Annotated in this window: 1 protein-coding gene; it reads left to right on the forward strand. The window is 64.3% G+C overall.

What is annotated here, in order from left to right; translation table 11 throughout:
- Nucleotides 1–161: 161 nt before the first annotated feature.
- Nucleotides 162–1007, forward strand: a complete 846-nt coding sequence (locus DBR12_RS17875; protein WP_108618498.1) for an enoyl-CoA hydratase-related protein — start codon at nt 162–164, stop codon at nt 1005–1007.
- The last annotated feature ends 91 nt before the right edge of the window (nt 1008–1098 follow it).

The following is a 1098-nucleotide window of genomic DNA, read 5'->3' on the forward strand; positions in this document are numbered from 1 at the left end:
AACCACATCCGCCCTGAACAGCTGCCGCCCAGCCTTGCCATTGCATATGCTGCATTTTTTATAGCAAGAAACCATTTGCAGTCGCGCGGAGATGGCCAAAATAATCCAAAGTCACCCAGGCGACGACCCGCGTGCTGCTGGCGGGTCTACAGTGACGCCCCATGAATACCACCCCCACCTGCTTCTCCCTCAGCATCACCAACCATGTGGCACACCTGGTGCTGAACCGCCCCGAGGCCATGAACACCATGCACCCCACCTTCTGGCGCGAGCTGGACGAGGTGCTGGGCACATTGAACAAAAGTGGCGAAGCGCGTGCGCTGGTCGTCAGCAGCACCGGCAAACATTTCAGTGCGGGCATGGCGCTCGAAACCTTTGGCGGCGCCATCACCATGGACGACCAGAGCCCCGAGGGGCGGGCCGCCATCTTCGACCTGCTCACCGACATGCAGGCCACCTTCACCCGCATCGAGAGCCTGCGCATCCCGGTGATCATGGCCATTCACGGCGGCTGCATCGGCGGCGCGGTGGACATGGTCACCACCGCCTGCGTGCGCTACGCCACGGCCGACGCGTTCTTCTGCATCCAGGAGATCAACATTGGCATGGTGGCCGACGTGGGCACGCTGCAGCGCCTGCCCAAGCTCATCCCGCTGGGCGTGGTGAAAGAGCTGGCCTACACCGGTCGCCGCCTGAGCGCTCAGAAGGCCCAGGGCTACGGCCTGGTCAACGAAGTCTTCGACACGCAGGAAGCCATGGTGGCCGCCGCGCTGCAGTGCGCCCAAGAGATCGCCTCCAAGCCCCCCGTCGCCATCTGGGGCACCAAGCAGGCCGTGAACTACGCGCGCGACCACAGCGTGGAAGACAGCCTGCGCCAGATGGGCTGGCTGCAGGGTGCCATCTGGAGCAACCGGCACGTGATGGAGTCCGTCACGGCCATGAAGCAAAAACGGGCGGGCGAGTTCCCCTCGCTCACGCCGCTGATACGGTTCAACGACCTGGGCTGAGGCAACGGGTGGGCCGGTGCAGAGACCGCTCCACGGACCACTGATCGCCCTATCCCCAGGCACCCCATCCCCAAGTACCCCACAGCCTGCA

The organism is Acidovorax sp. HMWF029 (assembly GCF_003060895.1).
Taxonomy (GTDB): domain Bacteria; phylum Pseudomonadota; class Gammaproteobacteria; order Burkholderiales; family Burkholderiaceae_C; genus Acidovorax.